This is a genomic window from Roseateles sp. AC306, assembly GCF_979253795.1.
Window position 1 is genome coordinate 203,221 of the sequence record NZ_CEEDEB010000009.1, and the last position, 23,151, is coordinate 226,371.

Consider the following 23,151-nt stretch of genomic DNA (forward strand, 5'->3'; position numbering starts at 1 on the left):
CTCGGAAAGATGAAGCCGGGCAGCCTAACAGTTGGCTAGGCGAACAAGCGCTGGGCGTGCAGCCCCAGACCGGTGGCGACCGAGGCAAAGCGGTCACCGGTGACGCGCGCCGCAGCGGGGAAACCGGCGGCCATGCCGTCCACCAACAGGCGCAGCCCGGTCGAGCCGCCGGTGAAATAGAGCGCGTCGATCTGGTCGGCCTTCAGGCCGGCCAGCGCCACCGTCTCGTGGGCGGTGGAGATGATGCGGTCGAGGTCGGCGCGCAGCGCGTCCACGGCGGTCTTCTCGCTGAGTGGCAGCACCAGGCCGGCCTCGACGTGGCTCAGGTCCACCGTCGTGTCGGCGCCGCCGGAGATGGCGATCTTGGCGCCCTCGGCGCGCGCGGCCAGCTCGTGGCCCAGGCGTTCCTCCAGCACGGTCATCAGCCGTGCGTGGTGACGCACATCGTTGAACCACTTTTTCATGCCGCGCCACTCGGCCACGCGCAGCGGCGAGTAGCAGGTGTTGATGAGGTGCCAAGTGGCCAGGTCGAAGTAGATGCCGCTGGGCACCTCGCGTCCGCTGGGGCCGACCGCGCGGTAGCCAAACTCCTGCAGCAGGCCGGCCAGCTCGATGTGGCGGTCGAAGTCGGTGCCGGCGATGTGCACGCCGTGGCTGGCCAGGATGTCGTCGCGCCGCGCCAGGCGGGTCATGCGCTCCGGGCCGACGCGCACGACGGAAAAGTCGCTCGTGCCGCCGCCGATGTCGGCGACGAGCACGGTCTGCTCGCGCGTGGCCTGCTGCTCAAAGTCGAACGCCGCCGCGATGGGCTCGTACTGGAAGTGCACCTCGCGGAAGCCCGCCGCGCGGGCGCAGGCCTCGAGCTGGGCCTGGGCGGTGGCGTCGCGCTCGGGCTCGCCGTCGACGAAGAACACCGGCCGGCCCAGCACGGCGCGGGTCGGCTCCTGCGCCAGGCGGCGCAGGCGCTTCACGTAGCCGGCGACGATGTCCGAGTATTTGGCGCCGCGGCCGCCGCCGACATCGGTGGTCTGGTCGATGAGGGGCGAGCCGAGGATGCTTTTCATCGAGCGCATCAGCCGGCCGTCGTGGCCGTCGACATAGGCGGCCACGGCGGCCCGGCCGAAGGCGCGCGGCGGGCCATCGGCGTCGTGCCGGCCCTCGGCAAAGTAGAAGACGGCCGTGGGCATGGTGCGCTGGCCGGGCTCCAGCTCGATGAGGTGCATGGCGCCCGCGTTGTCGGGAACGGCGACGGCCGAATTCGAGGTGCCGAAGTCGATGGCGCAAAAGCTGGGGATGGTGTTCATGACGTCACGCCGGAGCGTGCCTGCCCCTGGGGGCTTCACTGACGAGGGCCCGGGATTCTAGGAACACAATCGCGCGCCTGTTCTGGAGACACGATGAAGACGCGCCATTTCGCCCCTTTCCTGCTGGTCGCCGCCCTTGCCGCCTGCGGCCAACGCTCCGAGCAGGACATGCTTGCCGCCGCGCAAAAGCGCTTCGAGGAGAAGGACCCGGCGGGCGCCGTCATCGAGCTGAAGAACCTGCTCCAGAAAAACCCCGAGAACGCGACCGGCCGCCACTTGCTGGGCAAGGCGCTGCTGGACGCCGGCGACATGGCCGGCGCAGAGATCGAACTGCGCCGCGCCTGGGATCTGGGCACGCCGCGTGACGTGCTGGCGCCGCTGCTGGCGCAGACGCTGCTGCAGTCGGGCCAGTCGCGCAAGCTGATCAGCGAATTTTCTGACCAGAGCCTGGCCGACCCCAAGGCCATGTCCACGCTGCTGCAGCAGCTGTCGCTGGCCTATCTGATTCAGGCCAACCTGACCGAGGCCAAGGCCACCGCCGTGCGGGCGCTGCAGCTGACGCCCGAGGATGAAGGCGCCGTCGTCGTCGGCGCGCGCACCAAGCTGGCCGCCGGCTTTGCCGACGAGGCACTGGCCGCGCTGGACGTGCTGCTGGCGCGCACTCCCAAGGCCAACAAGGCCCTGCAACTCAAGGCCGAGGTGCTGCTGGCGCGCGGCAAGGTCGACGACGCAGAGCCGCTGCTCAAGCAGGTGCTGGCGCTGGACGCGAACAACTACGAGGCTCGCTCGCTGCTGGTGCGCCTGGCCTTCGGCCGGAAGGATATCGACGCGGCCGCCCGGCTCGTCGACGGCATGCCGCCAGCCTTGGCCAAGAAGCCGCAGGGCCGCTTCCTGCAGGCCCAGCTGGCGCTGGCCAGGAACGATGCGGCCAAGGCGCGTGAGCTGGCTCTGCCGCTGCTCAAGCTCATGCCCAACTACCTGCCGCTGCTGCGCCTGGCCGCGGGCGCCCACCAGCAACTGGGCGAGCTGGCCGAAGCCGAGAACCTGCTGAACCAGGCCCTCAAGCTCGCGCCCGAAGAACCCGGCCTGCGCCGACAGTTCGCCAGCCTGCAACTGCAGCGCCGTGCGCCGGCCAAGACGCTGGAGACGCTGCGGCCCGCGCTGGAAAACGGCAAGGCCGACGCCGAGACCCTTATGCTGGCCGGCAAGGCCCAGCTGATGCAGGGCAATTTCGAGGCCGCCGACCAAGCTTTCAGCGCTGCCGCCAAGGTGCGTCCCGATGACACCACGACCCAGGCGGCGTTGGCGCTGACGGCCATTGCGCGCGACTCCGCAGCGCCCGGGGGCGCCGGCCGAGCCAAGGCCGATGCCGCGCTGAACCAGCTGCGCGAGTTGGCCGCCAAGGACACCGGCAGCAACTATGACCTGATGGTGGTCAACGCGTTGATGCGCCGCCAGGACCTGGCCGGCGCCCTCGTCGCGCTGGACAAGCTCGCGCCCAAGATGAAGGACAGCCCCGTGCCGGGCGCGCTGCGCGGGCGCATCCACCTCGTGCGCAAGGACACGCCGGCCGCCCAGGCCGCCTTTGACGCCTCGCTGAAGGCCGACGCCGGCTACCTGCCCGCCGTGCTCGGCCTGGTCGCCATCGACATGCAGGCCAGCCGCAGCGACGCGGCCATCAAGCGCCTGGAAGACTTCATCGCCAACCAGAAGGGCTCCCCCCAGGCCCGCCTGGCCCTGGCCGAACTGCTGGTGCAAACCCGCGCGCCGGTCGAGCGCGTGACCGAGGTGCTGAGCGCCGCCGTGCGCGAGGAACCCAACGAGGCGGGCCTGCGCCTGGCGCTGATCGACCACCAGCTGCGCCTGGGCAACATGGCCGCAGCCGCCCAGGCCGCCCAGGAGGCGGCCGCCGCCCAGCCGCACAACCCCGACCTGCTGGAGCGCCTGGCGCGCACCCAGCTCGCCGCGGGCGACAAGGCCCAGGCCGGCAAGACCTACTCCCGCCTGACCGCGCTGGCACCGGCACGCGCACACGGCTGGCTGGGCCTGGCGCAACTGCGCTTCATGGACAAGGACTACGCTGGCGCCGAGCGAGAGGTCAAGCGGGCCCTGGGGGCCGAGCCGGGCTCGGTCACCGCCCAGCGCCTGCTGATCCAGCTCGCCATTCGCCAGGGCCGCACGGACGAGGCCGTGGCCGCACTGCGCGAGCGCCAGAAGAAGTATCCGCAGGAGGCCTACGCCCTGGTCGTCGAGGCCGACGTCGAACTGAGCCGCCAGCGCCCCGAGCCCGCCATCGCGCTGCTGCGCAAGGCCGCTGCGCTTCCCGACCCGGGCGATGCTGCGCCGCGCCTGTTCGCGCTGCTGCTGTCCACCAAGAAGCGCGATGAGGCCCTGGCCTTCGAGAGCCAGTGGCAGGCCGCCCATCCGCGCGACAACGCCTTCACGACCGCCGCAGCCGACGTGACGCTGGCGCGCGGCGACTTCGACGGCGCGCTGGTTCGCTACGAGGCCTTGCTGGCCAAGCACCCCGACGTCATTCCGTTGATCAACAACGTCGCCTGGCTGCGCAGCAAGGCCGGCAAGCCCGGCGCGCGCGAACTGGCCGAGCGCGGCCTCAAGCTCAAACCGGAGGATGGCGCGCTGCGTGACACCTACGCCACCGTGCTGGCCAACGACAAGCAGTTCGACAAGGCCGTCAGCGCACAGCGCCAGCTCATCGCCGACCAACCGGACCAGCCGAGCTACAAGCTGAACCTTGCGCAGATCCTGATCCAGTCCGGCAACAAGCCGGCGGCCAAGGTCGAGCTGGAAAGCCTGGCCAGGCTGGGCCCGAAGTTCCCGCAGCAGAAGGATGTCGAGGCGCTGCTGAAGACGCTCTAGTAGAAGCCGAACTGCATCTCGGGTTTGCGGCCCGCGACCAGCTCGGCCAGCGCGCGGCCCGAGCCGGCGCCATGCGTCCAGCCCAGCGTGCCGTGGCCGGCATTGATCCACAGGTTGCGCGCCTTGTGGCTGCGGCCGATGTAGGGAATGTTGGTCGGCGTGCTGGGGCGCAGGCCAGCCCAGTAGTGCGGCTCGCTGGTGTCGGCCACGCCGGGGAAGAGCTCCTCGTAGCGCCGCACCAGGGCCGCACAGCGCACGCGGGCGGTGGGTGTATCCAGGCTCAGGTCAAAGCCCGACAACTCGGCCGTGCCGGCGATGCGGATGTGGTCGCCCAGGCGCGAGATGGCGATCTTGCGGCTGTCGTCCAGCAGGCTGACGACGCTCGCGGCTTCGGGCTTTTTCAACCGCAGCGTCGCCGAGTAGCCTTTGGCGGGATAGATGTTGAGATGCTCGCCCAGCGGCCGCAGCAGCGCGGGCGTATAGGACCCCATGGCTGCGACGAACGCATCGGCCTTGAGCGTCTTGCGCTCGCCGTTGCGCGTATGGGCGATCTGGACGGCCTCGATGCCGTCACCGGCCCGCTGCAAGCCCAACACGTCATGCTCGTACAGGAATTGCGCACCACGCGCCGCGCACAGCCTCGCGAGCTTTTGGGTGAAGACCTTGGCATCGCCGCTTTCGTCGCTGGGCGTGAAGGTGCCGCCGCAGACCTTGGCGCCGAAGCCGGCGAGCGCGGGCTCCACTTTCAACACCTCCTCGCGGTTCAGCACGCGGCGGTCGACACCGTGGCGGCGCATGATCTCGGCGCCGGCCGCGCCGTTGTCGTAGTCGGCCTGGCTGGAAAAGAAGTGGAGGATGCCGCGCTCCAGCCTGCAGTAGTCGATGCCGGTCTGCGCCACCAGTTCCTTCAACGACGCGTGCGAGTAGCGGCCGAGCTGCACCAGCTCCTCGACGTTGCGCTCGAAGGCGGCGGTCGTGCACTGCATCAGGAAGGCCAGGCCCCAGCGCCACTGGTTCGGGTCCAGGGTTGGGCGGAACAGCAGGGGCGAGTCGTCGCGCAGCAGCCACTTGGCTACCTTGAACGGCGCGCCCGCGTTGGCCCAGGGCTCGCAGAAGCTGACCGAGATCTGCGCGCCGTTGGCGAAGCTGGTCTCCAGCGCGGCGTCGGGCTGGCGGTCGACGACGATGACCTCATGGCCTTCGTCGAGCAGATACCAGGCGGTGGCGATGCCGATGATGCCGGCGCCGAGGACAACGATCTTCATGAACGGGCGCCTAAAGCGGTTGCAGGAGCAGTTGTAAACCCAGGCCGGTCATCAGCAAAGCGACAAGCGCATCGATGACCCGCCAGGTGTGGCGGCTTTGCAGACGAGGCGCTGCAGCCGCCGCGCCAAAGCCGAGCAGGCCGAACCACATCGCCGACGCGACGGCCGCCCCGGCCGCGAAGGCCGCGCGCAACTCCGGCGGCTGGCGCGCGCCCAGGCCGCCGAGCAGCACGACGGTGTCGAGGTAGACGTGGGGGTTCAGATAGGTGAGGGCGAAGGCGGTCGACAGCGTCGCGCCGAGGCTGGCCGCCGGCCCGCTGGCCTCCAAACTGGCGGCCGGCCGCCAGGCGCGTTTGGCAGCCAGCAGCGCGTAGCCCAGCAGGAAGGCGGCGCCGCCGAAGCGGAACACCTCCAGCAGCAGCGGGCTGCCCTGGATCAGCGCGCCCAGGCCGAAGACGCCCAGCGCGATCAGAAGCCAGTCCGACAGCGTGCAGACCGCCACGACGGCGCCGACATGCTCGCGCCTGAGTCCTTGGCGCAATACCAGCGCGTTCTGCGCGCCTATGGCGAGGATGAGACCGGCCCCCATGGCCCAGCCCTGCGCAAAGGCGGCGGGTGCGGGGCTGGTGACGAGAGCGGCGGGCATCGCCGGATTCTCCTCACCCCGCCTCATTTCAAGAAGCGTCATTCATATTGATCGCCGTACATTAGGACGGCTTATGAACGAGTTCGATCCCGCCGCTCTCCATTGCCTGGCTGCCTTGGCCGATGAACAGGGCTTTGAGCGCGCCGCCCAACGCCTGTCCATCACGCAAAGCGCCGTCTCCCAGCGACTGCGCGGGCTGGAGACGCAGGTCGGCCAGCCGCTCGTCGTGCGCTCGCGCCCGCTGCGCCTCACCGAGGCCGGCAAGGTGCTGCTGCGCTTCGCCCGCCAATTGCAGGCGCTGCGGGTGGACGTGGCCCGCGAACTCGGCGAGCGTGTCGCGCCCCAGTCCCGCCTGGCCATCGCCGTCAATGCCGACAGCCTGGCGACCTGGGTGCTGCCGGCGCTGGACGACCTGGTGCAGCAAGGTTTGCGCCAGGGCTACGGGCTGGAGATCGTCGTCGACGACCAGGACTTTACCCATGACAGCCTGCGCCAGGGCGCCGTTCTCGGTTGCGTGTCGACGGTGGCCGAAGCGCTGCAGGGCTGCCGGGTGCAGCCACTGGGTGTCATGCGCTATGTGGCCGTGGCAAGCCCCGGCTTCCTGGAAACGCAGCTACCCAACGGATTGCATGCCGGCAATTTCGCCGACACGCCCTTTCTTGTCTTCAACCGCAAGGACGACAGCCAGGTGCAGTGGGTGTCGCAAGCTTTCGGCGTCCGCGCGCCCCGGCTGCGAGAGCGCTTCGTGCCATCCAGCGAGGCCTATGTGGCGGCCGTCGTCATGGGCTGGGGCGTGGGCGTGGCGCCCGAAATCCAGGTGCGACCGCTCGTGGAGGCGGGCCAACTGGTGGTTCTGCGGCCGGAAATCAGCGCCGACGTGACACTCTATTGGCATCAGTGGCAGCTGCAAGGGCGCGGTGCCCTGCTGGATCAGATCGGGCACGCGCTCGCGGACGGTGCCCGCCGCGCCTTGGGCTGATCAGCGGCGGACCGGCGCCGAAGCGCTTGCTGCCGGTGCAGCTACGGCTTGCGCCACCAGAATCGCGCTTGGGTCGCCCGGCTGCACTGTGTGCGCGATCCACAACGTGCCAGCCACGACGAGGCCGATCATGCCGTTGGCGATCCATTTCAGTGCGAGAGAGGTCATGCGGGAAAGCCCGAACATCGAGAGAGGCGCGCAGCTTAAGTGCATCCGCACCGGTTTGGCTCAACACAGTTAGGCAGACTTACCGTCTTTTGCAATCGCGCAACGCTCAGCGATTGACGTGAATCAGCCACAAACCGGGTTGCCTACTGGGGGCGGACCCACCCTGAACGTGTGGTAATCCCAGCAGGGGCAATATTTACTCACAGTTGCGGGGTTCGCTTGTCATATGAATCCCGCACACTGATTGCACTGAGCCGAAATGTTTATCGGCCTTTCAGCCAAAGAGGTTTGCCATGCGATTCGTCCCAGCGCTGCGTTTTTTCCGCCGTGACGCTGCCGCTCGCAGTGAACCGGATCCGGCCGACCTGGGCACTGCCTTCGGCCTGGATGCCTGCCTCGATGGTGGCGCCGTCAGCGAGTACCGTAGCCAGGGCCCCAGCGATTTTCTTGAATCGCAGTCGAGCCGCACGTCGCAGGATTCGCCGCTGGCCTGGCTGTCGCGCCGCACTGCCTGAAGAATCCGCCGCTTCTCAGCGGTTAGACCATATCCACAGAGCATGTGCCGCCCACTGGCGTGCGCTGAGTTCAACGTTGGTTGTCGTCCAGCGTGATCGATTGTGGCGGGCGCAGGGCCTTGTGCAACAGATGATAGGCCAGCAGCGGCAGCGGCATACGCAGCCGGTGTGATCGAACGTAGAGCGCGCGGCAGCACCAGGCCGTCCAGGCATCGGCGGCGCTGGCGTGGGCTGGCCGTAGCGCTCGGGCGTAAATGAAGTCCAGCGCGCGTTCACCCCAGGTTGTGGAGCGGTCGGCGCCGCCTTGCCGCAACACTTCATCAGGAATCGGCGTCAGCAATTCCTGCCGGCAGTAGCGCAGCGCCAAGCGCAGTGGCTGCTGCAGCCCGTGGCTCTGCGCACGCGCCAGCAGGCGCTGCCAGAAATCAGGCTGGGCCGAGAAATGCCGCATCAGCAGATCCAGGTCGCTCAGGTCGCGCAGCAGATTGTCCGGCTCGCCTTCGTGGAAGAGGTGGGCTGCGCTGTGCAGCACCATGTCCACCGGCGCGAGCACATGGACACCCGGCCAGCCCTGCAGTTCCACACTGTCGCGCAGGAGGGCGCCCGCATCGACGTGGTTGCGACCGGTGGGCGGCAGGATGGTGTGATGCACGTCCAGCGCCGTGCCGCGGAAGATATGCATCAGCGGCGGCAGCTCATGCATCCAGCGGCGGTAGTAGCGCTGATCGTAGGCGTCGAGCTTGTCGCCGCTCCAGCCGTTCAGCGCCAGCAGCGACTCGGCTTCGTCCAGCACTGGGCGCGGGAGCAAGATGTCCACGTCGGAGAAGACCCGGCCTCTGGCGGCGGGCAGGTCAGTCATCACATAAGCGGCGCCCTTCAGCAGGACGAGCGGAACCCGCAGCGGTTGCAGGGCGCCAAGCAGCGTCCTGACCTCATAGCGCACCGACAGATGCTGGCGGTCCGCCATCGTCGCCGCGGACTGCAGATGGTTGGCCGGCCGCCTAGGTACGTCGATGCCGGCAGCGGTGAGATGGTGGTGCAGGCGCCCGAGCAGGTTGGCGTGGCGGGCCTGGCGGACCAACACGTCCCACTGCGGCATCGACAGACCCCGCGCCAGGTCCGCATCTCGCAGCACGCCGGTCAGCAGTGACGGCGTCATGCGTGGCTGCGGGCCAGGTCGTCGAAGACCTGCATTGCCTCGTCGAGATTGCCGTAGCGGAAGTTGAAATGCTCGCAACGCGTGGTCAACTTGCCCACCGTCTCGAAGCCCTGGCGGCCGAGGACTGGGTAATTCATCGCGTTGTCGGCGATCTGCAGAAAGGCTTGGCCGCGTGGCATGGGTTGCAGTGTCGCCGCGGCGCCGGCCTCGTACTTCGGCAGCACCATCCAGCAGGGCCGCGCCGGCCGGCTGCCGGCACGCACGCTGGCCGCCGGCGGCGCCATCAGCGCGACCGTGCCCTTGCTGGTGTCGTGCACGGGCTGCGTCAGAAACGCCTCGGGCGCGAAGCGGCGGATCACATCGATGGACGCGTTTTTCAGGTTGACCGGCCGCGCGAGGCCCCATACCTGACCGGCGTCGAAGTCCACCAGCGTCAGCTCGTCGCTGAGCAGCCGCCAGCCGCGATTGACCAGTGCAGCGCATAGCGTGCTTTTGCCCGAGCCGGGTGGCGCTGGCAGGATGACGGCGCGGTCGTCCCGCGCCACACAGGCCGCGTGCAGAACGAGCAGGTGATGGCTATATGCCGTGACACACCAGTTCAGGCCCCATTCCAGCATCGGCAGCGCCTGGGCACGCGGCAACGGCGTGAAGGGCGTGACGCCGTCGGCCAGGAACTGCACCTGCGGACGCAACCAGCGGCGCAGGCCGGGCGTCGACGCGACCTCGACGTGGAAGTCGATCATGTCGCCTTCAGGCGCGAGTTCATGCTCGGCGTACAGAGTCGCCAATTCGGCGGCGATGCTGTCCACGTCGGTGCGCAGCGAGCAGTTGAAAGGCCCTGTGACGATGTCGAGGCCGCGCCGCAGCGCGGCACTGCAGCCTGCGGCGCCCAGGTCCTTGACCCGCGTCACGCGCTGGCGCTGCTGGCTGCGAGGCCGGCCCGTTGCAACTCGTTCAAGGACTGATCCATCAGCTCTGCCGCAGCGCCGGCGTCGGTTGCCGAGTCGTCGGCGGCAAGCACCTCTGCCAGCAGTCGGTCGCGCGTCAGTGGGGCGACGGCGTTCTGCTTCCAGAGGTCCAGCAGAAAGCTGGAAAGGTGGGAGAGCAACAAGGTTTCGCCGGTTTCCGGATCGAAGCAGACGGAGCCGTCCTCGAATTCCTGCAACAGCAACCGGCCCGCCGCGGGCGTGGCCAGCCAGATCTGAGCCGGGCCGCCCAGCAGCATGGCAATCAGGCTTGGTTGGTCAGGAACTTCAGGTAGGCGATGACCTTGGCCTTGGTCCAGGGTGTCGTCTGGTTGGGCGGCGTGTAGCTGCCGGCGATGACGCCGCTGTTCCACATGGTCACGAACTTGTCTTTTTTCGGCCAGGTGCTGTCGTTGCCGCTGGCGACGGCCTCGAGATAGCAGGCCATCAACAGGCCCTGATCGCTGCTGTCACCCTTCTGAAGCCAAGCGTCCACCGTGGTGCCGGTATAGGTGCCGAGACTCAGGCCAAGGCTGCTGATCAGCGTGGTCTTGCTGATCGAGAAGGTAGAACCACCGCTGTAGTAGTAGGCGGGTGACGAGCTGTTCTTGCAATTGCTGTCGGCGCGCCAGGTGCTGGCCTTGCGGCCGTAGTCGACGCAGTTCTTCGGGCCGCGGCTGGCGTTGCCGGACACCGTGAAGCCGGACGGGAGCTTGCAGGAACAGGCGATGACGGATGCGGGCTTGAGCGAAATCAGGGCCGGGGCCCCGATGGCGCCGGCTCGCAGCAGGTTGCGGCGCACCCTGGACACACCAGGCGCCACAGCCGCAGGCTGCGCTTCGGGCATCTGCTGCGGGTGCTGGGGTTGGTGTTCGCTCATGACAGTGGGCCTCGTGGAACCGTTTTGCTCTGTTCTGGAAAGGGGCCGATCCTAATAGACGGTCCGGCGCTTTGGACGGAAGTGTTTCACACAAAGCCTGGAGAGGGTCATTTGACGCCCCCTTGATTGGGTGGGCGGTTTCGGGGGGGATTTTTAACGGTCAGGACGCGGCTGACGAAAAGGTGTCACACGCCTTCAGCTCGCCAGTGTCCAGGCCGCGCCGGAACCAGCGCGAGCGCTGGGCGCTGCTGCCGTGGGTGAAGCTTTCCGGCACGACACTGCCACGGCTGCGCTTTTGCAGCGTGTCGTCGCCGATCTGCGCGGCTGCGTTCAGCGCTTCCTCAACGTCGCCCTTCTCCAGCCACCCCTTGCCTTGCTGGGACAGCTTGGCCCAGACGCCGGCATAGCAGTCGGCCTGAAGTTCCAGCTTGACGCTCATTGCGTTCATCTCGCGCTCGGAGACGCGGCCGCGGGCGCGGTCGAGCTTCTCGGTGGTACCCATCAGGTTCTGCAGATGGTGGCCGACCTCGTGGGCAATGACATAGGCCTGGGCGAAATCGCCCGGCGCACCGAGGCGCTCGCGCAGGGTGTCGAAGAAGCCGAGGTCGATGTAGACCTTGCGGTCGGCAGGGCAGTAGAAAGGCCCCATGGCTGATTCGCCGGTCCCGCAGGCGGTGGGCTCGCGGCCGCGGAAGAGGCGCAGCTTGGGAGCTGCGTATTGCTGGCCGCTGCGTTGGAAATAAGCGCCCCAGACGTCCTCGGTGTCGGCCAGCACGACGCTGACGAAGCGCCCGGCCGGGTCCTGCGGGCGGGATTCGGCCGGCGCGGACGTCTGCACGGGCTGGCCGCCGCCGCCGTCGAGCAGGCCGAGCACCGTCATCGGGTTGATGCCAAAGGCCCAGGACGCCAGCAGGGCGACGACGATGCCGCCGACCCCAAGGCCACGGCCGCCGATCGGCAGGCCGCCGCGCCCGCCGCCGCCCCGCGCGTCCTCGACGTTGTCACTTTCTCGCTGGCCTTCCCATTTCATGCGGCTCTCCTGCTGCTGTGGCAGCGATCCTAAGGCGGCAGTTGCGCCCAAGCGTCAGCGGACACGCCTAGCGCCTGACAGCCTGGGTTCCAATGCGCGGGTGACTTCAAGCGATCTCTGGTGGCAGACGCTGGCCGATGGCCCGCTCCTGCTGGCGTTGTTCGACGCCGACGGCCGGCTCCGGCTGGCCAATGCAGCCTACCGCGCGGCCTGGGCTCTCGGCGACGACGAGCAGCCGACGCGGGCCGAGATCGTCGACGCCGCGCATGCAGCGGGCATCGGCCCGATCGATGCGCCTGGGCGGCGGCAGCGCGCGCTGCGGTCGGGCTACGAGCAGGCGTGGCAGGACGGTCGCCGGTTGTGGTGGGTGGAACAGTCGACGGTCGACGGCGGCTGGGCCTGCACGGGCGTCGACATCAGCGCGCTGAGCCGGCCCCGGCCGCCCTCGGGCCAGTTGCTGTCGGAGGCGGGCGGGCTGGCCCTGCTCCAATCCCTGCTCAGCGACCCGCGCGCCTGGCCGCTGTGCGTCGCGACGACGGCGCCCGGCGCCGACCCTCAGGCACTGCTGGCGCGCATCCGCGGCGAAGACGGCTGTGCGCGGCTGGCGGACGGGCGGCTGTTGCTGGTGCTGCCGGCCACCGGCCCCGCCCAGGCGGCCGGCCTGTGCGAGCGCTTGGGCGGGCTGGCGCTGACCGAAGCGCAGTGGGGCGAGTCGGCGACCGAACTGCTGCTCAGGGCTTGAGCTGCAAATCACGACCCTGCGCCTGTGCCGGCGCAGGCAGGCCAGCGATGGCGGCGAGCGTCGGCGCCAGATCGGCGATCTCGACGTGCGCCTTGACCTCGCCCTGGCCGACGTAGCCCGGCCCCCAGAACAACAGGGGCACGTGGGTATCGGTTTCGTATGGCGTGCCGTGGCTGCTGCCGCCGGGGCGATAGCTGTGGATCCAGTTCGGCTTCAGCACGACCTGCAGCTGAGCGGCGCGCGTCGGGTCGAAGGACTTGCGCATCGCTTCCAGGTAGGGCGTCGCCGTGTCGCTGCCAAGCAGTTGTTCGCGTGTGAAGACGGTGGCCACGCCCGGCAGCTTCAGGAGTTCATCGCGCGCGGCGGCTTGCACGTCGGCGAACTTCAGACCGCGCTCGGCGACGAGCTTGTCGTTCAGCAAAAGGCCGGCGGCGGAGAAGTCGCGGGCGAGCTTGGCGACGCCGAATTTCGCGGCCAGCGCGCCGTTCACCACCGCCAGCGACGGCGACGACGCAAAGCGGCCGGCGTCGCGGCCCTGGGTCGCGGCCCATTCCGGCGTGTCGGTGAAGCCATGGTCGGCGGTCAGCGCGAGGACATAGTTGCCGGCGCCGACCGTCTTGTCGAGGAACTGGAAGAAGGCCTGCAGATGGCGGTCCAGGTGCAGGGTGTGGTCGTGGGACAGGCGCGACTCCGGACCGAAGGCGTGGTTGACGTAGTCGTGGCTGGACAGGCTGACGGACAGGATGTCCTGCACGCCGCGCTGCCCCAGCTTTTCATGGGTGACGGCGGCGCGCGCGAAGGCCAGCGTCAGCTCGTCGCCGAAGGGCGAGGCGGCCACGCCGCTGTAGAAGCGCGGACCGGGGCCGTCCATCTTGTCGCCGATGACGGCGGGCAGGCGGTTGCCGTTGCCGCTGGCGATCTGCCAGGTCTGCCCATCGGGCACGGAGCGGGCATAGGCCGACTCGGGGAGGAGAGGCGCCCAGGTCTTGCCGAAGAAGGCGTCGGCCGGCTTGGCGGCGTTGAAGTCGGTCACCCATTGCGGATGGGCCTGCATGTAATAGGTACTGGACGCGAACCGGCCGGTCTCGCTCATGTACATATAGGCCGTGCCCTTGTGGCCCGCCGGCAGGATGGCGCCGCGGTCCTTGCCTGAAATGCCGATGACTTTGGACTCGGGCGAGCGGGTGCGCAGCACGTCACCCAGCGTTTCGACCTTGAGGTTGCGCGGGCTGGTACCCGACAGCGGCGCGGTGGGGCTGTCGATGTACTGGTAGGCCGCGTCGCCGGTGTTGTAGACGGGTGCCCCGGTGGCCGGGTCGCGCCACTCGTTGCTGATGATGCCGCTGCGCTGCGGCGAGGCGCCGCTGAGCATCACCGCGTGGCCGGCCGCCGTGACCGTGTGGCCGTGGCCGTAATGCGCGTTGGCGAACCAGCGGCCGCGGTCCAGGAAGCGGGCAAAGCCGTCGGGGGCGAGCTGGTCGCGGTAGCCGCTCACCTGGCGCATCGGCAGTCCGTCGATGACGACGAGGACGAGCAGCTTCGGGGCCTGTGACCGCGTCGCCGGGATGGCGGGCGGTGCCGTGCAGGCGCTGATCAGGGGCAGGGCGGCGGACAGCGCCAGGCCCAGCAGGCGGCGGCGGGTGTGCATCGGCATGACGGTTCGTGGCATGGGGGGACGGTGTGCGAGCTTACGTCGTCACAATGCCGCACAGCCATGGCCAAGACCGACGATTTCGATCCCGCGCGCGTCCTCGACGGCTGGCGTGCGCCTGCGCCGCCGCCTGTTGACCTGGATCTGGGCCGCCTGCTGGACGCGGGCCGCACCAACATCGACGAAGCCAAGAAGGCGCGGCTGAAGGCGCGCGGCTACGAGATGCAGGACATCGAGGACATCGAGCTGCCTCATGTGGCGCCGCCGCCGCCGATCAACGATGTGCCGCGCGTCAACCTGCCCGTGCCCCGCGCCGAGCGCCCCGCCCAGCTGCTGACGAGCTGGCAGCCCCACGCGTGGACGGCGCTGGTGCGGCGCGTGCGCGGCGCCAGTGCGGAGGTCGTGCAGGCGCCCAGAGGGCCGGTCGTCGAGAACCATGCGCCGCAGTGGCTGTGCGCGCTGTGGCGGCCGCAGCGGCTGGAAGCGCCGGTACTGGGCCGCTGGCCCGAACTGGCCGCCCTTGTCCCTGCGGAGACGACCGTCGGCGCGTTGCACCAACTGCTCGTCCAGCTGCCGCCCGAGGCGCTGGTCTGGCCGGCCGAGCTGGAGGTGGACTGGGCCCTCATCGCCGAGCTCGTGCTGCACCAGGACGCCCGCCTGCGCGCCACCCAGGCCCAGGCGCTGCGCGAGCTGGCGGAGGCCGAGCGGGGCGCGACGTTTGCGCGGCTGAACGACGGTTACGCCTTGCGCAATCGCGTCGCGCGGCGCCGCCCATGAGCGGCCAGGGGCCGCATCTGGACGTCGAGGAAGGCGTCGCACGCATCACGCTGCGCCGGCCGCGGCAGGCCAACCGCCTGACGGTGGACGACCTCGCGACGCTGCGCGGCTTCATCGCCGACGTCAATGCGAACGCCGCTGTGCGTGTACTGGTGCTGGCCGGCGAGGGCAGGCATTTCTGCAGCGGCTTCGACCTCGGCGCGCTCGTCGCCGTCGATGCCGGCGCGCGTTTTGGTGAACTGGCCGATGCACTGGAGGCCGCGCGGCCGATCACCGTGGCGCGGCTGCATGGCGGCGTCTACGGCGGCGCGGCCGACCTGGCGCTGGCCTGCGACTTCCGCCTCGGCGCGCCGGCCGTCGACATGTTCGTGCCGGCCGCGCGCGTTGGCCTGCATTTCTATGCCGGTGGTCTGCGCCGCTTTGTCAGCCGCCTGGGCCTGGCCACGGCCAGGCAGGTGCTGCTTGCGGGCCGCACGCTGGACGCGGCGGCCCTGCTGGCCTGCGGCTATCTGGACCAGTTGCTGCCTGACGTCGACACGCTGGATGCGGCGCTCGCCGCGCTGACGGCCGAACTGCTGGCCATGGCGCCCCTGGCCCTGCTGCCGATGAAGCATCACCTCAATGCCATCGCCGCCGGCCGGCTCGACGAGAGTCGCTTGGCCGCCGACATCCTGAAGGCCCGCGACTCGGCCGATCTGGCTGAGGGACAGGCCGCCTGGGCGGGCAAGAGACCGGCCAAGTTCAAGGGGTGTTGAAAGCCCTAGGGCGGCTCTCTCAGACATGGTGGAAAATACAGGGCCCGAGCGCCTCCGGCGCCGTCCCCTTTTCAAACTCTTCGACAGGACCAGTGTGGCCAAAGAAACCACCAAGACCACCATCGAAGCAGATGGCCTGCGCTACCGTTCCAAAGCTCCGGGCTCGCCATTTGCGGCGACCTCGTCTTTCGGCGCAGCAACCATGTCCTGCTTCCTATGCGGCAAACATCGCCCCCGTGCGATGCTGAAGTCCAAGAAACTCCTCGGCAAGTCGCAGCCGGTGTGCTCGCCGTCCTGCAAGGAACTGGACGCGCAGATCGCCGCTAAATAGTGAGCCCCTCGCCCAGTCTTGCCGCTGAACGCGCGCAAGACTGGTCGGTCCCCCGAGGGGACGGCGATGCTCGCGGGGCTTGCCCCGGTCGCACATCGCCAGACGGGCCGGCTTGGGAGCGGCCCGGCGCTCGGCCCGCAGAAAGCCCTACGCCTTGCCTCGTTTCTTCGTCGATACACCGCTCTTGCAGCCCGGCGAGATTGCCTTGCCTGCTGGCGCGGCGCGCCATGTGCAGGTGCTGCGGCTTCAGCCGGGTGACGCGCTGACGCTCTTCGACGGCAGCGGCCCGGAATGGCGCGCCGAGGTCACGGCGATGGGACGCAGCGAGGTGCGTGTGAGCCTGCTCGCGCCAGAGCAGCCGCAGCGCGAACTTGCGCGTGCAGTGACTCTGGCCGTCGTCATGCCGGCCAATGACCGCATGGATTTTCTTGTCGAGAAGGCCACTGAACTGGGCGCTGCGGCGCTGCAGCCGCTGGTTTCGGACCGTTCGGTGCTGCGCCTCTCTGGCGAGCGGGCCGACAAGAAACGTTCGCACTGGCAGGGTGTGGCCATTGCTGCGGCCGAGCAGAGCGGGCGCACGGTGCCGACGCGCGTCGAGCCCGTCATGCCGCTCGCCGCTTGGCTCGCCGCGCTGCCGGCGCCGGCCGATGATGAGTGGCGCGGCTTGCTGAGCCCTCAGGCGGCGCAGCAGTTGGCCCCATTTGCGCAGCGGCGAGCGCTCTTTCTGAGCGGCCCCGAGGGCGGCTTGAGCGACGCTGAGGAAGACGCCGCCCGCGCCCGTGGCTTCGCGGCCGTCTCGCTCGGCCCCCGCATCCTGCGTGCTGACACCGCGCCGCTGGCCGTGCTCGCCTGGCTCGCCCTGTCGTGAACCGAAAGCTCGCGCTGCTCGTGCTGGCGCAGGGCTTTTTCCTCACCAACAATGTCTGCCTGATCGCCATCAACGGCCTTGTCGGCCTGGCTTTGGCGCCCGTGCCGTGGATGGCGACGCTGCCGATCTGCGCCTACGTGGCCGGCGGCGCGCTGACGGCGCGCATGGTGGGCCGGCATCAGCTGCGCTTCGGCCGGCGGCGCGGCTTCCAGATCGGCCTGGGCGTGGCCATCGTCAGTTCCGCCCTGGCGCTGTGGAGCGTGCTGCATCAGCAGTTCTGGGGCGTCGTCGCGGCGACGCTGGTGGGTGGCTACTACAGCGCCAACGCGGCGCTTTATCGCTTCGCAGCGACCGAGATCGTCGCGCCGGACAAGCGCGAGGCGGCCATCTCCTGGGTGCTTGGCGGCGGCTGCCTGGGCGCCTTCATCGGCCCGCTGCTGGCACGCGAGAGCCAGAACCTGCTGGTGGCGCCGTTCGCGGGGGCCTATCTGCTGCTGATCGTCGTCGCGTTGGTGGGGCTGGCGCTGATCTCGCTGATCGACTTCCCGGCGCTGCCTCGGCCAGCGCCCGGCGCAGGCGGCCGGTCGGGCGCGGAGCTGATGCGCCAGCCGGTCTTCATCGTTGCGATGGCCGCAAGTGCGCTCGGTTACGGCGTCATGAGCCTGCTGATGGCCGCCACGCCCATCGCCATGGGCCAGTGCGGCCTGCCGTTCAGCGACGCCGGCACGGTGTTGCAGTGGCATGTGCTGGGCATGTTCGTGCCGAGCTTCTTCACCGGGCCGCTGATCAAGCGCGTCGGCGTGCTGCCGGTCATGGCGGTCGGCGTGCTGCTCAACCTCGGCTGCGTGGCCTTCGCGCTGTCGGGGCAGGACCTGGATCACTTCCTCGGCGCGCTGCTGCTGCTCGGCATCGGCTGGAACTTCCTCTACATCGGCGGCACGACGCTCTTCACGCAGGCCTACCGCCCCGAGGAAAAGACGCGCGCACAAGGGCTGATGGACACTGGCGTCTACGCGACCATGACGCTGACGTCGTTCTCGTCAGGCGCGCTGGTCACGACCGGCGGCTGGCAGTGGATGAACTGGGCCAGCCTCGTGCCCATCGCGCTGTGCGCGGCGGCGCTGGCGTGGCTGAAGCTGCGTCAGCGCGCGTCGGCCGCCTGAGCGTCACCGGGCGGCTTGCGCGCCGAGCCCTTGATGAGGTCGAAGCGGAACAGCCGGCATTCGATGGGGCCGTTCCACATCGGCACGCGGCGCGCTTCCTTCAGCCGCATCTTGCTGGGCAGCTTCATGTCAGGGCTGAGCATCCAGGCCGTCCAACCGGCGGGGTTCTCGGTGTACTGGCGCTTCCAGTGCGCGGCCAGGCGCGGGAAGAAGTCGTCACCGGCGTCCAGCTCCTCGGAACCTTGTGCGTCGCGGGACATCGCCGCCTTGCCGCGCACTTCGATGCGCTCGCCATAGGGCGGGTTCATCATGATGCTGCCCGGCATGCCCTCCGGCAGCACGGGCGCGGGCCGCTCCAGCGCGTCGCCGCCGTTGAACTGGATGTACTGCGCCACGCCGGCACGCTCGGCATTGCGGCGCGCGAAGTCGACCATGCGGAAGGCCACGTCGCTGGCGTAGATGGGCACCTTGGGCGCATGCACGCGGGCGCGGGCGGCCTGGGCCATCTCGCCCCAGGTGGCCTTCAGTGCCGGCGTGGAAAACGGGATCTGCCGCTCGAAGGCGAAGCGGCGCAGCAGGCCGGGCGCGGAGTCGCAGGCGATCAGTGCGGCCTCGATGGGGATGGTGCCGGAGCCGCAGCAGGGGTCGTGCAATGCCGACTCACCGCGCCAGCCGGCGGCGGCGAGCATGGCGGCGGCGAGCGTCTCCTTCAGCGGCGCGTCGCCCTTGTCGACACGCCAGCCGCGCTTGAACAGCGGCTCGCCCGAGGTGTCGACATAGATCGCCGCGCGCTCCGGGCCGACGTGCAGCAGCACCGGCAGGTCGGGCGAATGCGTGTCCACGCTGGGGCGCTCGCCGGTGTGCTCGCGCAGCTGGTCGCAAATCGCGTCCTTGATGCGCAGCGTGGTGAAGTTCAGGCTCTTCAGCGGCGAGCGCTGGGCGATGGTGTCGACGCGGATCGTCTCGCGCGGCGTGATCCAGTCGCGCCAGTCGACGCGGCGGGCCAGCGTGTAAAGGTCTTCTTCATGGCGGTAGGGGCCCTCGATCAGCTCGACCAGCACGCGTTGCGCGAGGCGGCTTTCGAGGTTGATGCGCAGCACGTCCTCGGCCGTGCCGATCAGGCCGCAGCCGCCGCGCAGCGGTTCAACCTTGCTGCGCACGCCGGGCGGCAGGAAGCGTTTGAGCTCTTCCTCGAGCAGCGGCTCGACGCCGCCGGCACAGGAAACGAACAGGGAAATTTTGTTAGGCAGGCTCACCGGGATGATTGTCGCCGGGTCGTCGCGCCGCTGCGCGGCTTGCGGCAGGACCGCCGCTTGCCGCTATCCGGCTGGCGGTTGCCAGGCCATCGGTGGCAGGGGCGAGAAGGTGCAATTCCTGCACACCTTTGCGTCCAAGGTGTCCGCAATTCCATCGTTTCAACTGAAAGGAACCTTCTCATGAACTTCATCGTTTGGCTGCTCGTCGGCGGGCTGATCGGCTGGGTCGCCAGCCTGATCATGAAAACGGACGCCCAACAGGGCGTGATCCTCAACGTGGTGGTCGGCATCGTCGGCGCCCTGCTCGGCGGCTGGCTGATCGCGCCCATGCTCGGTACGGGAACGATCAACAGCAACGACTTCAGCGTCGCCGGACTGCTGGTCTCGTTGGTCGGCGCCATCGTGCTGCTGGCGATCGTCAACCTGCTGCGGCGCGGTACCGCGCGCTGAAGCCGCTTCCGCTCGGGTGCACCCCACTGGCCATGCCGGTGGGGTGCCACTGCGTGTGATCCGGCGCTGTTGCAGGCCTACACTGACAACGCTGCCATTCACTCAATGCCCACGCCATGAAGCGAATCGTCTTGTCCCTGGCCCTCCTGTTCGGCGCCCTTCAGGCGCAGGCCGCTGATGCGCCCGCCTATCCCCAGCACAGCGTTCCCAACACGCTGCTGCGCGCGCTGCCCAAGAACGCTGACGGTCGCACGTATCAGCTGCACATCCACTTGCCGGCGTCCTTTGCCAAGGAGCCCAAGCGTCGTTATCCGGTGCTCTACGTCACCGACGGCTACTGGGACTTCGCCACCATCGTCGCCTCCTACAACAACCTGGCTTACGACCAGGTCGTGCCAGAGTTCATCACCGTGGGCCTTGGCTATGCCGGCGACAACGTCGACTACGGCCAGATGCGCGGCTGGGAGCTGTCGCCAGTGCGCATGAACCCGCTGTCCGGCGCCACCGGCAATGCCGACAAGTTCATCGCGTCGCTGGAGAAGGACATCTTCCCGCTGCTGGAGCGCGACTACCGCGCCGACCCGGCCCAGCGCTACCTGGCCGGCAGCTCGCTCGGCGGGCTGTTCACGCTGCACGCGATGTACGTCAAGCCGGATCTCTTCAAGGGCTACATCGCCGCCAGCCCGGCGGTCGTGGCCGGCAACGACTGGATCATCGGCCAGGCCAAGGCCTATGCCGCAACGGGCAAGCCCATCAAGGCACGGCTGTATGTGACGGGCGCCGAAAACGAATGGCCGGCTTTCCTGGCTGGCATCAAGCGCTACCAGGCGCTGCTGCCGGAGCTGAAGCATCCGGAGCTGGTGTTCCAGAACCGCACCATCGACGGCGAGCGGCATGCGGGCACCAAGGCGGAGAGCTACACGCGCGGCATGCGCTTCGTGTTCGAGCCGCTGGCGCCGGAGGCGGGCAAGTCGAAAGACTGACGTGAAGCGGTTCGTGCTCGCACTGGCCCTGCTGTCCGGCATGCAGGTGCAGGCGGACCCGGCGCCGGTCTATCCGCCCCACGTCGTCCCGAACACGCAGCTGCGCCTGCTGCCCACGACGGTGGATGGCCGCAGCTACCAGCTGCACATCCACCTACCGGCGTCATTCGGCAAGGAGCCCACGCGGCGCTACCCGGTGCTGTACGTCACCGACGCCTACTGGGACTTCACGACGCACATCAACGCCTACAACAGCAAGGCCGCTGATCGCGTCGTGCCCGAGTTCATCATCGTCGGCCTGGGCTATGCGGGCGAGAACCTGGACTACGGCCAGCTGCGCATCTGGGACCTGTCGCCGGTCAAGCTTACGCAGCCGGGCGACTCCGGCCATGCCGACAGGTTCCTGGCCACGCTGGAGCGCGAGATCATTCCGCTGGTCGAGCGCGACTACCGCGGCGACCCGGCCCACCGCATGTTGGCCGGCAGCTCGCTCGGCGGCCTGTTCACGCTGTACGCGATGTACACGCGGCCGACGCTGTTCGAGGGCTACATCGCCGCCAGCCCGGCCGTCAACGTGGCCGACGACTGGCTGCTCAAGCAGGCCAAGGCCTATGCCGCGACCGGCAAGCCGATCAAGGCTCGGCTTTACGTCACGGGTGCCGAGTGGGAGTGGCCCGCCTACCTGGCCGGCATCAAGCGCTACCAGGCCCTGCTGCCCGAGCTGAACCATCCCGGCCTGGTGTTCCAGAACCGCATCATCGACGGCGAGCGCCACGGCGGCACCAAGCCGGAAAGCTATGCGCGCGGCATGCGCTTCGTATTCGAGCCGCTGGCGCCGGAGACGGGGCCGTCCAAGGACTGATCGGCCGATATCGCGAGCTGCGGCTTAAAGCGCCTTGCGCAAGTTCGCCGGCGCGATCTTCATTCCCTCGCGGTACTTGGCCACCGTGCGCCGTGCGCACTGGATGCCCTGCTCCTCCAGCATCGCCGCGAGCGCGCTGTCGGACAGCGGCTTCTTGATGTCTTCGGCGGCCACGAACTGCTTGATCAGCGCGCGCACCGCCGTGCTGGAGGCCTCGCCGCCGGCTTCCGTCGACAGCCCCGAGCCGAAGAAATACTTCAGCTCGAAGGTGCCCCAGCTCGTGGCCATGTACTTGGCCGTCGTCACGCGCGAGATGGTGGACTCGTGCAGGCCGAGTTCGTCGGCGATCTCGCGCAGCACCAGCGGTTTCATCGCCAGCGCGCCATGCGTGAAGAAGCCGCGCTGGCGTTCGACGATCGCCTGGCTGACGCGCAGGATGGTGTCGAAGCGCTGCTGGATGTTCTTGATGAACCAGCGTGCCTCCTGCAGCTGGCCGCCCAGCGGTGAGTTGCTGATGCCGCCGCGCGTGGCGCGCAGGGCGTTGGCGTAGAGCTCGTTGATGCGCAGCTTGGGCGCCACCTCGGGGTTGAGCATGACGCGGAACTCGCGGCCCACCTTGCGCACGATGACATCGGGCACGATGGCGGCCGAGGCGCCGCGCGCGAAACGGCGGCCTGGCTTGGGTTCAAGCCGGGTGATCAGCCCCTGGGCCTCGCGCAGGATGTGTTCATCGGCGCCGGTCTCGGCCATCAGGCGGCGCATGTCGCGGCGGGCGAGCAGCTCCAGATGACCCTTGCAGATCAGGATGGCCGTGACCTGGGCCGGGCACTTCGGGCAGGCACGCAGCTGCAGCACCAGGCATTCGGACAGGTCGCGCGCGGCGATGCCGGCCGGGTCCAGGCTTTGCAGCAAGCGCAGGGCGATGCGCAGGTGGTCGAGCAGCTCCTCGCGCGTCTCCTCGTCCTCGGCCAGGGAGGCGGCGATCTCGTCGAGCGTGTCTTCGAGATAACCATCCTCGTTGAGCGATTCGATGAGGATCTGCAGCGCGGCGCGGTCCTCCGGGGACAGATGGTGGCCGGCGAGTTGCTGGGTGAGGTGTTCGGCCAGCGTGGCCTCGGCGAACTCCTGGCTCTCGCGCTCGCCGTCATCGTCACCGCTGGCGGCGGAGCTGTTGCTCGGCAGCTCGCGGATGCCGTCGAAGTCGTCGCGCTCGGTGCCGTTCTCCCAGTCCTCGCGCTCGGTGCTGCCGAATTCCTCGGCGTTGAGTTCGGGGGCATCACCGCTTTCCGACTCACCGGCCGAAGCCTCGGTGCCGCTCTCCGCCGGCGCGTTCGCGGCCAGCTCGGGCGTGCTGACGGTGAACTCCTCCTCGGTGTCCAGCAGCGGGTTGGTGGCCAGCATCTGCTCGACTTCCTGGTTCAGCTCCAGTGTCGACAGCTGCAGCAGCCGGATGGATTGCTGCAGCTGGGGCGTCAGCGCGAGATGCTGACTGAGGCGGACCTGGAGCGTTTGCTTCATGGCC

The 23,151-nt window shown here is 68.9% G+C and carries 24 protein-coding genes; 12 read left to right on the plus strand and 12 right to left on the minus strand.

The features are described from left to right. Positions 1-35: 35 nt before the first annotated feature. Positions 36-1,304 (minus strand): Hsp70 family protein, encoded by a 1,269-nt coding sequence (locus tag AC0IZJ_RS18345; protein ID WP_471852659.1) that lies wholly within the window; start codon positions 1,302-1,304, stop codon positions 36-38. 93 nt (positions 1,305-1,397) lie between these two features. On the opposite strand from AC0IZJ_RS18345, the gene prsT reads away from it, so the two are divergent. Then, positions 1,398-4,184 carry an XrtA/PEP-CTERM system TPR-repeat protein PrsT gene (gene prsT / locus AC0IZJ_RS18350; RefSeq protein WP_471852661.1) on the plus strand — a complete coding sequence of 929 codons (2,787 nt, stop codon included), beginning with the start codon at positions 1,398-1,400 and terminating at the stop codon, positions 4,182-4,184. On the opposite strand, the gene AC0IZJ_RS18355 is transcribed toward prsT, so the two are convergent. Then, positions 4,181-5,449: a D-amino acid dehydrogenase gene (locus AC0IZJ_RS18355; protein ID WP_471852663.1), complete on the minus strand. Its 1,269-nt coding sequence runs from the start codon at positions 5,447-5,449 to the stop codon at positions 4,181-4,183. The genes prsT and AC0IZJ_RS18355 overlap by 4 nt on opposite strands. A 10-nt stretch (positions 5,450-5,459) precedes the next feature. Continuing rightward, on the minus strand, positions 5,460-6,095 hold the full coding sequence (locus AC0IZJ_RS18360) for a LysE/ArgO family amino acid transporter (protein WP_471852665.1): 636 nt from the start codon (positions 6,093-6,095) through the stop codon (positions 5,460-5,462). A gap of 73 nt (positions 6,096-6,168) precedes the next feature. Here AC0IZJ_RS18360 and AC0IZJ_RS18365 point away from each other — a divergent pair, with 73 nt between their 5' ends. Further along, complete coding sequence (locus AC0IZJ_RS18365) at positions 6,169-7,074, plus strand: LysR family transcriptional regulator ArgP (RefSeq protein WP_471852667.1); 906 nt, start codon at positions 6,169-6,171, stop codon at positions 7,072-7,074. On the opposite strand, the gene AC0IZJ_RS18370 is transcribed toward AC0IZJ_RS18365, so the two are convergent. Then, positions 7,075-7,260 (minus strand): hypothetical protein, encoded by a 186-nt coding sequence (locus AC0IZJ_RS18370; protein ID WP_471852668.1) that lies wholly within the window; start codon positions 7,258-7,260, stop codon positions 7,075-7,077. 275 nt (positions 7,261-7,535) lie between these two features. On the opposite strand from AC0IZJ_RS18370, the gene AC0IZJ_RS18375 reads away from it, so the two are divergent. Beyond that, positions 7,536-7,757: a hypothetical protein gene (locus tag AC0IZJ_RS18375; protein ID WP_471852670.1), complete on the plus strand. Its 222-nt coding sequence runs from the start codon at positions 7,536-7,538 to the stop codon at positions 7,755-7,757. A 70-nt stretch (positions 7,758-7,827) separates the two neighbouring features. On the opposite strand, the gene AC0IZJ_RS18380 is transcribed toward AC0IZJ_RS18375, so the two are convergent. The 5 genes from AC0IZJ_RS18380 to ypfJ all read right to left on the minus strand — a co-directional run bounded on the left by AC0IZJ_RS18380 (position 7,828) and on the right by ypfJ (position 11,791). Beyond that, positions 7,828-8,916 carry a nucleotidyltransferase domain-containing protein gene (locus AC0IZJ_RS18380; RefSeq protein ID WP_471852672.1) on the minus strand — a complete coding sequence of 363 codons (1,089 nt, stop codon included), beginning with the start codon at positions 8,914-8,916 and terminating at the stop codon, positions 7,828-7,830. Continuing rightward, positions 8,913-9,827 (minus strand): HprK-related kinase A, encoded by a 915-nt coding sequence (locus AC0IZJ_RS18385; RefSeq protein WP_471852674.1) that lies wholly within the window; start codon positions 9,825-9,827, stop codon positions 8,913-8,915. Before AC0IZJ_RS18385 ends, AC0IZJ_RS18380 begins: the two co-directional genes overlap by 4 nt. After that, the gene (locus tag AC0IZJ_RS18390) at positions 9,824-10,141 is read right to left on the minus strand and encodes a hypothetical protein (protein ID WP_471852675.1); all 318 of its coding nucleotides are present in this window, start codon (positions 10,139-10,141) and stop codon (positions 9,824-9,826) included. The genes AC0IZJ_RS18385 and AC0IZJ_RS18390 overlap by 4 nt, the downstream gene beginning before the upstream one ends. 5 nt (positions 10,142-10,146) lie before the next feature. After that, entirely contained in the window at positions 10,147-10,761 is a 615-nt protein-coding gene (locus AC0IZJ_RS18395) for a hypothetical protein (protein ID WP_471852676.1), read from the minus strand. Positions 10,762-10,921: 160 nt separating this feature from the next. After that, positions 10,922-11,791 (minus strand): KPN_02809 family neutral zinc metallopeptidase, encoded by an 870-nt coding sequence (gene ypfJ / locus AC0IZJ_RS18400; protein WP_471852677.1) that lies wholly within the window; start codon positions 11,789-11,791, stop codon positions 10,922-10,924. Positions 11,792-11,891: 100 nt separating this feature from the next. On the opposite strand from ypfJ, the gene AC0IZJ_RS18405 reads away from it, so the two are divergent. Then, positions 11,892-12,533, plus strand: a complete 642-nt coding sequence (locus tag AC0IZJ_RS18405; RefSeq protein WP_471852678.1) for a hypothetical protein — start codon at positions 11,892-11,894, stop codon at positions 12,531-12,533. On the opposite strand, the gene AC0IZJ_RS18410 is transcribed toward AC0IZJ_RS18405, so the two are convergent. Beyond that, the gene (locus AC0IZJ_RS18410) at positions 12,523-14,202 is read right to left on the minus strand and encodes an alkaline phosphatase family protein (RefSeq protein WP_471852679.1); all 1,680 of its coding nucleotides are present in this window, start codon (positions 14,200-14,202) and stop codon (positions 12,523-12,525) included. The genes AC0IZJ_RS18405 and AC0IZJ_RS18410 overlap by 11 nt on opposite strands. Before the next feature lie 45 nt (positions 14,203-14,247). Here AC0IZJ_RS18410 and AC0IZJ_RS18415 point away from each other — a divergent pair, with 45 nt between their 5' ends. The 5 genes from AC0IZJ_RS18415 to AC0IZJ_RS18435 all read left to right on the plus strand — a co-directional run bounded on the left by AC0IZJ_RS18415 (position 14,248) and on the right by AC0IZJ_RS18435 (position 18,078). Continuing rightward, entirely contained in the window at positions 14,248-14,961 is a 714-nt protein-coding gene (locus AC0IZJ_RS18415; RefSeq protein ID WP_471852681.1) for a hypothetical protein, read from the plus strand. Beyond that, a complete protein-coding gene (locus AC0IZJ_RS18420) occupies positions 14,958-15,716 on the plus strand; it encodes an enoyl-CoA hydratase/isomerase family protein (RefSeq protein WP_471852682.1) in 759 nt (252 codons plus the stop codon). Before AC0IZJ_RS18415 ends, AC0IZJ_RS18420 begins: the two co-directional genes overlap by 4 nt. 94 nt (positions 15,717-15,810) lie before the next feature. Then, positions 15,811-16,047, plus strand: a complete 237-nt coding sequence (locus AC0IZJ_RS18425; RefSeq protein ID WP_056266878.1) for a hypothetical protein — start codon at positions 15,811-15,813, stop codon at positions 16,045-16,047. Positions 16,048-16,201: 154 nt separating this feature from the next. Further along, complete coding sequence (locus AC0IZJ_RS18430; RefSeq protein WP_471852683.1) at positions 16,202-16,915, plus strand: 16S rRNA (uracil(1498)-N(3))-methyltransferase; 714 nt, start codon at positions 16,202-16,204, stop codon at positions 16,913-16,915. Beyond that, positions 16,912-18,078, plus strand: coding sequence for an MFS transporter (locus tag AC0IZJ_RS18435; protein WP_471852684.1), 1,167 nt, complete (start codon positions 16,912-16,914; stop codon positions 18,076-18,078). Before AC0IZJ_RS18430 ends, AC0IZJ_RS18435 begins: the two co-directional genes overlap by 4 nt. Here AC0IZJ_RS18435 and AC0IZJ_RS18440 read toward each other — a convergent pair. Then, positions 18,057-19,334, minus strand: a complete 1,278-nt coding sequence (locus AC0IZJ_RS18440) for a THUMP domain-containing class I SAM-dependent RNA methyltransferase (protein WP_471852686.1) — start codon at positions 19,332-19,334, stop codon at positions 18,057-18,059. The genes AC0IZJ_RS18435 and AC0IZJ_RS18440 overlap by 22 nt on opposite strands. Positions 19,335-19,514: 180 nt before the next feature. On the opposite strand from AC0IZJ_RS18440, the gene AC0IZJ_RS18445 reads away from it, so the two are divergent. The 3 genes from AC0IZJ_RS18445 to AC0IZJ_RS18455 all read left to right on the plus strand — a co-directional run bounded on the left by AC0IZJ_RS18445 (position 19,515) and on the right by AC0IZJ_RS18455 (position 21,629). Next, positions 19,515-19,784 (plus strand): GlsB/YeaQ/YmgE family stress response membrane protein, encoded by a 270-nt coding sequence (locus AC0IZJ_RS18445; protein ID WP_471852687.1) that lies wholly within the window; start codon positions 19,515-19,517, stop codon positions 19,782-19,784. Between the two features lie 116 nt (positions 19,785-19,900). Next, entirely contained in the window at positions 19,901-20,767 is an 867-nt protein-coding gene (locus AC0IZJ_RS18450) for an alpha/beta hydrolase (RefSeq protein WP_471852688.1), read from the plus strand. A gap of 1 nt (position 20,768) precedes the next feature. Then, the gene (locus AC0IZJ_RS18455) at positions 20,769-21,629 is read left to right on the plus strand and encodes an alpha/beta hydrolase (RefSeq protein WP_471852689.1); all 861 of its coding nucleotides are present in this window, start codon (positions 20,769-20,771) and stop codon (positions 21,627-21,629) included. 24 nt (positions 21,630-21,653) lie between these two features. Here AC0IZJ_RS18455 and AC0IZJ_RS18460 read toward each other — a convergent pair whose 3' ends face one another. Continuing rightward, positions 21,654-23,147, minus strand: a complete 1,494-nt coding sequence (locus AC0IZJ_RS18460; RefSeq protein WP_471852690.1) for an RNA polymerase factor sigma-54 — start codon at positions 23,145-23,147, stop codon at positions 21,654-21,656. Positions 23,148-23,151: the final 4 nt, after the last annotated feature.

Bases quoted from the DNA above. Each gene is read 5' to 3' on its own strand.
- AC0IZJ_RS18345 (WP_471852659.1), bottom strand. From the start codon at position 1,304: ATGAACACCATCCCCAGCTTTTGCGCCATCGACTTCGGCACCTCGAAT.
- prsT (WP_471852661.1), top strand. From the start codon at position 1,398: ATGAAGACGCGCCATTTCGCCCCTTTCCTGCTGGTCGCCGCCCTTGCC.
- AC0IZJ_RS18355 (WP_471852663.1), bottom strand. From the start codon at position 5,449: ATGAAGATCGTTGTCCTCGGCGCCGGCATCATCGGCATCGCCACCGCC.
- AC0IZJ_RS18360 (WP_471852665.1), bottom strand. From the start codon at position 6,095: ATGCCCGCCGCTCTCGTCACCAGCCCCGCACCCGCCGCCTTTGCGCAG.
- AC0IZJ_RS18365 (WP_471852667.1), top strand. From the start codon at position 6,169: ATGAACGAGTTCGATCCCGCCGCTCTCCATTGCCTGGCTGCCTTGGCC.
- AC0IZJ_RS18370 (WP_471852668.1), bottom strand. From the start codon at position 7,260: ATGTTCGGGCTTTCCCGCATGACCTCTCTCGCACTGAAATGGATCGCC.
- AC0IZJ_RS18375 (WP_471852670.1), top strand. From the start codon at position 7,536: ATGCGATTCGTCCCAGCGCTGCGTTTTTTCCGCCGTGACGCTGCCGCT.
- AC0IZJ_RS18380 (WP_471852672.1), bottom strand. From the start codon at position 8,916: ATGACGCCGTCACTGCTGACCGGCGTGCTGCGAGATGCGGACCTGGCG.
- AC0IZJ_RS18390 (WP_471852675.1), bottom strand. From the start codon at position 10,141: ATGCTGCTGGGCGGCCCGGCTCAGATCTGGCTGGCCACGCCCGCGGCG.
- AC0IZJ_RS18395 (WP_471852676.1), bottom strand. From the start codon at position 10,761: ATGAGCGAACACCAACCCCAGCACCCGCAGCAGATGCCCGAAGCGCAG.
- ypfJ (WP_471852677.1), bottom strand. From the start codon at position 11,791: ATGAAATGGGAAGGCCAGCGAGAAAGTGACAACGTCGAGGACGCGCGG.
- AC0IZJ_RS18410 (WP_471852679.1), bottom strand. From the start codon at position 14,202: ATGCCACGAACCGTCATGCCGATGCACACCCGCCGCCGCCTGCTGGGC.
- AC0IZJ_RS18415 (WP_471852681.1), top strand. From the start codon at position 14,248: ATGGCCAAGACCGACGATTTCGATCCCGCGCGCGTCCTCGACGGCTGG.
- AC0IZJ_RS18420 (WP_471852682.1), top strand. From the start codon at position 14,958: ATGAGCGGCCAGGGGCCGCATCTGGACGTCGAGGAAGGCGTCGCACGC.
- AC0IZJ_RS18445 (WP_471852687.1), top strand. From the start codon at position 19,515: ATGAACTTCATCGTTTGGCTGCTCGTCGGCGGGCTGATCGGCTGGGTC.
- AC0IZJ_RS18450 (WP_471852688.1), top strand. From the start codon at position 19,901: ATGAAGCGAATCGTCTTGTCCCTGGCCCTCCTGTTCGGCGCCCTTCAG.
- AC0IZJ_RS18460 (WP_471852690.1), bottom strand. From the start codon at position 23,147: ATGAAGCAAACGCTCCAGGTCCGCCTCAGTCAGCATCTCGCGCTGACG.